This is a genomic window from Kitasatospora sp. NPDC059462 (assembly GCF_042749955.1).
GTDB lineage: Bacteria > Actinomycetota > Actinomycetes > Streptomycetales > Streptomycetaceae > Kitasatospora.
On sequence record NZ_JBHYUU010000046.1, the window covers coordinates 43,290 to 47,440 of the forward strand.

Annotated in this window: 6 protein-coding genes; 1 reads left to right on the forward strand and 5 read right to left on the reverse strand. The window is 68.5% G+C overall.

Annotation, left to right across the window (positions count from 1 at the left end):
• Positions 1–140 precede the first annotated feature (140 nt).
• Entirely contained in the window at positions 141–545 is a 405-nt protein-coding gene (locus ACFXAM_RS14960; RefSeq protein WP_380291132.1) for a DUF5994 family protein, read from the reverse strand.
• Positions 546–834: 289 nt separating this feature from the next.
• On the opposite strand from ACFXAM_RS14960, the gene ACFXAM_RS14965 reads away from it, so the two are divergent.
• Complete coding sequence (locus tag ACFXAM_RS14965; protein WP_380291134.1) at positions 835–1,269, forward strand: CBS domain-containing protein; 435 nt, start codon at positions 835–837, stop codon at positions 1,267–1,269.
• 100 nt (positions 1,270–1,369) lie between these two features.
• On the opposite strand, the gene ACFXAM_RS14970 is transcribed toward ACFXAM_RS14965, so the two are convergent.
• The 4 genes from ACFXAM_RS14970 to ACFXAM_RS14985 form a co-directional block, all read right to left on the reverse strand.
• Positions 1,370–1,603 (reverse strand): DUF6296 family protein, encoded by a 234-nt coding sequence (locus ACFXAM_RS14970; RefSeq protein WP_380291136.1) that lies wholly within the window; start codon positions 1,601–1,603, stop codon positions 1,370–1,372.
• A 10-nt stretch (positions 1,604–1,613) separates the two neighbouring features.
• The gene (locus ACFXAM_RS14975; RefSeq protein ID WP_380291138.1) at positions 1,614–2,036 is read right to left on the reverse strand and encodes an STAS domain-containing protein; all 423 of its coding nucleotides are present in this window, start codon (positions 2,034–2,036) and stop codon (positions 1,614–1,616) included.
• A gap of 82 nt (positions 2,037–2,118) precedes the next feature.
• Positions 2,119–2,355, reverse strand: a complete 237-nt coding sequence (locus ACFXAM_RS14980; RefSeq protein WP_380291140.1) for a hypothetical protein — start codon at positions 2,353–2,355, stop codon at positions 2,119–2,121.
• A 241-nt stretch (positions 2,356–2,596) separates the two neighbouring features.
• Positions 2,597–3,040 carry an ATP-binding protein gene (locus ACFXAM_RS14985; protein WP_380291142.1) on the reverse strand — a complete coding sequence of 148 codons (444 nt, stop codon included), beginning with the start codon at positions 3,038–3,040 and terminating at the stop codon, positions 2,597–2,599.
• Positions 3,041–4,151 lie beyond the last annotated feature (1,111 nt).

The window sequence follows — 4,151 nt, forward strand, 5'->3', positions numbered from 1 at the left end:
TTTTTTTTTTTTTTAAATCCCACCTCTGGGGTTGTGTTTTGGTTTTTGTCCTGGCTCCGGGGGGCGGGGGGGGGCGGGCGGGGGCGGGGGCGGCCGCCGCCCCCCCGCGCCCCCCGAGACCGGGACCGTGCCCGGGCCGTTCAGCCGAGCAGGAGTTCTGCCGCCGGGGTGTGGTTGCCGGTCGCCGAGGCGCCGGCCATCGCCGAGGCGGCTGTTGCCGACTTGGTGCCGGGCGGTACCACCAGCAGCAGGAAGTGGTCCTGGAAGCCCCGGGTGACGCTGATCGTCGCGTCGCTGCCGGTGAACCAGTTGATTCTGACCGTCAGGCCGTTCGCCGCCACGGACCGGGGCACGCCGTCCCAGGCCGAGGTGTCGAGGCCGACCCGCACGATGCGCCCGAAGTGGGCACCGAGCGCGGTGATCAGGTCCGGCAGTTCGGCGAGGACGTGGTTCGAGCGGGGCCACCAGGCGCCGTCGAAGACGCCCTCCCGTGACATCGTCGGTTCCAGCACCAGGCGAGGCAGCAGCGGGGCGCCGGGTGCCATCCACGGCCCAGGAGAGGAAGAGGTGGGGAAAGGAATCGGCATCATGCGAAGCCGCCCGTCCGGTCCGCGAGGGACCCGTCATGACCCAGGGCGACGTCGACGCTGATGCCGATGTGCGATATGTCCTCGGTTGCCTCCCAGGCTACTCCGCAGCGGGCTGCTCCGGTCCGCTCGCCACCGGAGTAGGGTCGTAGGCATCCAGGGCATCACGCATTCCGGTAACCGTTCCGGCCTCGTTCTGGGTGAAGGAAAGCCCGGCAGCCCCCAGGGGCGGCCGGAGACGGGAACGGTGAGCACCGTGACCACCCACTCCCCGCAGTCGGTGCGGCCCGGCCACGGCCTCACGGTCGCCGACGCCATGGACCCCTGCGACTACCAGATAGCCGACGACAGCACCGTCGACCAGGCCGACGACGTCCTCCGCGGCGCCCACCTCGACTACCTGCTGGTCCGCGACCACGACGGCCGGTGCGAGGGGCTGGTCACCCGCATCGGACTCCATCCGTTCCTGAACCGCTCCTGGTACACCGGACGGACCGCGATCAGCGCCACCACCCACCAGCGCGGCCCGTTCGCCTGGCCGACCATGGGCCTGGCCCTGGCCGCGATCGCCATGCGGGTCAAGCGCCTGGCGGTCTGGCCCGTGGTCGATGAGGACGGCTACATCCTCGGTGTCCTCATGGCCGACCGTGTCACCAGCCTCCTCGCGGGCAAGGCTGCCTGAGGCTGAGTGCCCGCGTTCGAGGGTCCTGGGCTGTTTGCGCCCGCCGGGAATCGAGCACGGTGGCAGGTCGGGCCATGCCCGGAGCGAAGCTGCGGCGAGGTCAGGGCAGTGGGGTGGCGTGCAGGCAGGTGTGCCGTCCCTGTCCGGTCGGCTCGGCGAGCGGTCGGGCCGTCTCCCCGTTGATCTCTACGCGGAAGGTGCCGGCCTTGTCCGCGTAGACCGGGGTCCCGTCCGCGGTCACCTCGTCCGTGGCACGAACGACGACGACGTCGAGCGGATTGTGCCTGCCGGGTACACCCGGAAGGGTCACCGCGTAGCGATACGGAGTGTCCATCTGGAGCTCCTCACCCGATCTCCCTGATGCCCGCCAGGGCGGCGCGCACACTGCTCCGGACGGTGAAGAGTTCGTCGGTGCCGGTGATCTCCAGCAATCGCATGGTCTGGGGCGGCGGGGCGGCCAGCACCATCTCCACTCCTGCGGCCCTCGCGTCCATACGGGCGGCGAGCAGGGCGTTGAGGCACACGGAGTAGCAGAAGGTCTGGCCGGCCAGGTCGATGACCAGCCGGGGTGGGCGGTCCTGGAGAGCGCGGGAGAGGGCGTCGTTCAGCTTGCGGCGGTCTTCCTGGTCCGCTTCGCCGTCGAGGCAGACGATCACGGCCGTCCCGGGGAGCTTCGTGGTGGAGATCCGCAGGTGCGGAGTGACCGCGTGCGGGGGGTCGGGGCAGTCGTGCCGGGTGGATCCGCTGGGGTCGGGCACTGGACTCACCGCCTCAACGGGAGGGGTGGTGGCAGAGCGGCCGGGACGCGCACAAGGTGCGGCGGGGTACGGGAGACGGGTTGGCGCGGGGTCACGGATGCTCATCATGATGGTCACCGGTGGTGGTCGCAGGCTGGTGGCCGGCGTCGGGGGCGGGATCGGCGAACAGGGCCAGCAGCCCGGCGATCTCGTGGTGGCCCTCGGCGGGATGACGGAAGTACGTGCCGCGGACCACCTGGTAGCGGTTGCGGCGTCCGTGCCGGGAGTGGGTCAGGTAACCGGCCTTCTCCAGGTCCGTGACGATCGCCCGCGCGGCCCGTTCGGTCATGCCGCACATCGCGGCCAGGTCCCGCAATCGGACGTCCGCATCCCGCGAGACCAACAACAGCACACGCGCGTGCTGGGTCAGGAACGTCCAGCCCGTTCGCGGCTCTCGCTCATCCCACACACCACAAGTATGAACCAGGATTCCGCTTTTGCCATGCCTGACTCGATGATCCGGTGATGGGGCACACCGTGGAACGCTGGGTCGAGTCTTCGCCCGCGGATCCGTGTCACGGCGCGGGGTCTCAAGGCGATGGCGGTGGTTGTTCGGAGGGGACGAGGAGTTCGGCCCATACGGCCTTGCCGCCGTCGTTCGAGAGGGCGCCCCAGCAGAGGGCGAGGCGGTCGACGATGAACAGGCCGTGGCCGCCGACCCGGGTCGGTTGATGCGTGCCGGGGTCGGGCAGCGTGCTGCCGGATTGGGGGTCAGTCACGGTGATGCGCAGGCACGGGCCGTTCTGGTCCAGATCCAGTGCGAGAGGGCCCGCCGTGTACCTGGCGGCGTTGGTGAGCAGTTCCGAGACGATGAGCTGGACGTCGTCGCCGAGAACGGATGGGGCGAGATGCCAACCGGACAGGGTTCGGCGCGTGAACGCCCTACCTTCGCTGACGCGGGACGTTCCACCTCCGGCGGTGAAATCGAGCTGGCAGTGACGGCGAACCGCTGCTGGGCCGAGGTGACTCTCCACGGTGGTTCGCCTGCTTCCCGTTGCAGCTCCTCGAACCATGCGGCTACCCGTTCAGGTGGGGATCATGTGCGTGGCAGTGGTCGGGTCTCCGGGGCTGCGGTGCCGCCGGGGCGGTCCGGGGCAGTTGCTCACCCGGTGCCGACGAACTGAGACCAAAACTGAGACCACGACACGAAGAAGGCCCCGACCGGGAACCCGGTCGGGGCCTTCAACTGCCTTGTCAGGCAGAGGCGGAGGATACGAGATTCGAACTCGTGAGGGGTTGCCCCCAACACGCTTTCCAAATGTCCGTCCGGCTGTCCGGGGACAGCCGTAGGAGTCCCGACCTGCGGCGGAACGACCCGCTGGTCGGGCTCTGAACGGTGCTGGACAGGGGTGAATGCAACCAAAACTGCAACTATGAAGTGGCCGAGTCGTGGTTACGATGACGGCCTCACTTGTCCGCTGGCCAGCCAACTCCTCCCCGAGCGGATCGTGATGGCCATCATGGGGTGGTCGTCGGTCTCCACGGCCAGGTGCTACCGGCACGTAACCACCTGATGCTGCAGGAAGTGGCCGAGAAGATCGGTGGTCTGCTCTGGGGCCTGCCCGCCGGAGCGGCCGGCGGGCACCCGGAAGCGGCCGACTGAGCACGGATGCTGAACAGGGAGCGAGCTGTTGGCAACTGCTGTCGCCTGTCGGCGTTGGCCGTTCTCGTACGGCCCACGGGCGGCCCGGTTGAAGGGCCCGAGAAGCATCCAGCGTTAAGCGGTGGAGATCAGTAGCGTTGGCGACCCCAATAGACTGAACTGTCCTCGGCCGTCTTCTCCGTGCGATAACGCAAACCTAGCAGTAGTCACACGAATACCATGTAGCTATGAGACGTTGTACAGCCCCAGTTCAGGGTCACAGGACCGCCAGCGGACGTGCGGCGTGCCCCGCGTGCAGCAGTGGAGGTTACGGGTACTCATCGCCCCGGTCCTACTACCCGCCGCCGGTCTACACGCCGCGGAGCAGCGGCGGGGGTGGTGCGACCACTAGGAGCTGTTCAAGGTTCGGATCATGTGGCTGGGGTCAGAGACTTCAGCCACATGATCGATCCGCGGAGGTGCAGGCCTGCCGCGTAGCTCTC

Bases quoted from the DNA above. Each gene is read 5' to 3' on its own strand.
- ACFXAM_RS14960 (WP_380291132.1), bottom strand. From the start codon at position 545: ATGGCACCCGGCGCCCCGCTGCTGCCTCGCCTGGTGCTGGAACCGACG.
- ACFXAM_RS14970 (WP_380291136.1), bottom strand. From the start codon at position 1,603: ATGGACACTCCGTATCGCTACGCGGTGACCCTTCCGGGTGTACCCGGC.
- ACFXAM_RS14980 (WP_380291140.1), bottom strand. From the start codon at position 2,355: ATGACCGAACGGGCCGCGCGGGCGATCGTCACGGACCTGGAGAAGGCC.